A 1,242-nucleotide genomic window follows, 5' to 3' on the forward strand; every position below is an offset into this window, starting at 1 on the left:
TAAGATTAGCTCAAATTTTCGAAGTTGAAATTAGCGAAATCTTTACTTTGGAAGATTCAGATTGGGTTTAGGTCATATTACTGCCAACGGTCTCGTATAAGATTAGTTGCGTGGTTTAAGTCACTAATTTAGCAAATAAAAACTGAATAGAAAATCCGCGAGGATTTTCGTAAGTAGGCTAGAACCAAGCAATTAATTTTATACATTGTTACCAATAGTTTTTTGTTTTTATTTAGAAAATATAAGTGAATTCGTTTTATTTAAAAAAAAACATATTGCAAAAACGTTATATATTGCAAAAATGTTATATATTTGCATTAACAAAAAATGAATGATATATGAAGTATGGATAGTAAATCTTTGATAAAGATGCTAAAAAAAGATGGTTGGGAATTGAATAGAACAAGAGGTTCGCACCACGTTTTTACACATCTAACAAAAAATGGAATAGTAGTTGTTCCTCATCCTAAAAAGGATATTCCGAAAGGAACAATAAGTTCAATTTTAAAACAAGCAGGGCTGAAGTAAAGTAAGCCCTACTTGTATCAAAGAATTTTAAATATTCATAATTTCAGGTTTTCCAAAAGAAAATCAAAATGTGTGTCCTTAAACACACAAATCGTATACAAACACGTTGACAGTAATTAAAAAAGAAGAAATGGGAATCAAGGTCAAAGTAGAAAGAACTACTGATGGGATTTATTGGGGAACAACTCAAAATATTCCAGGTGTAGTAACTGCTGATGGTAAAGATTTAATCACATTGAAAGAAAATTTACAAGAGGCATTAGAATTATATCTTGAAACAGCTCAAGATGTTGATGATAAAAAAATCTTGAAATTGATGTCAGAAGGTATCAATTTAGAATATCAACTTGAATTGTCAGAGTTATTCAATAAACTTAAAGTTATTAATAAATCTGCATTTGCTAATAGAATTGGAATCAGTCCAAGTTTGCTAAGACAATATTCTACAAAAAAGAATATTTATATTTCAGAAGAAAGAGCAAAAAAGATTGAAAAAGAATTACATTCATTAGGTCAAGAACTACAATCAATTAGGTTGTAAACTTTATATATCATTCATTTTTGTAAAGGTTATCTTAAATAGGTAACCTTTTTTTATGTTCGTAGCTCAAATTATTGGTAACGGTCTCGTATAACCGTCAGTTACGGGTAAATATGCGTTAATTTTCGGTTTAGCACTGACATTAGCAATTCCGAGTGGATTCGAACGTAATC

The 1,242-nt window shown here is 29.3% G+C and carries 2 protein-coding genes; both read left to right on the forward strand.

Annotated elements, in window-relative coordinates:
• Positions 1-345 precede the first annotated feature (345 nt).
• Positions 346-528: a type II toxin-antitoxin system HicA family toxin gene (locus tag C8N41_RS16780; RefSeq protein WP_115840128.1), complete on the forward strand. Its 183-nt coding sequence runs from the start codon at positions 346-348 to the stop codon at positions 526-528.
• 106 nt (positions 529-634) lie between these two features.
• Positions 635-1,069 (forward strand): type II toxin-antitoxin system HicB family antitoxin, encoded by a 435-nt coding sequence (locus tag C8N41_RS16785; protein WP_249033300.1) that lies wholly within the window; start codon positions 635-637, stop codon positions 1,067-1,069.
• Positions 1,070-1,242 lie beyond the last annotated feature (173 nt).

Origin of the sequence: Winogradskyella sediminis (assembly GCF_003387355.1) — a bacterium.
GTDB classification, from domain to species: domain Bacteria; phylum Bacteroidota; class Bacteroidia; order Flavobacteriales; family Flavobacteriaceae; genus Winogradskyella; species Winogradskyella sediminis.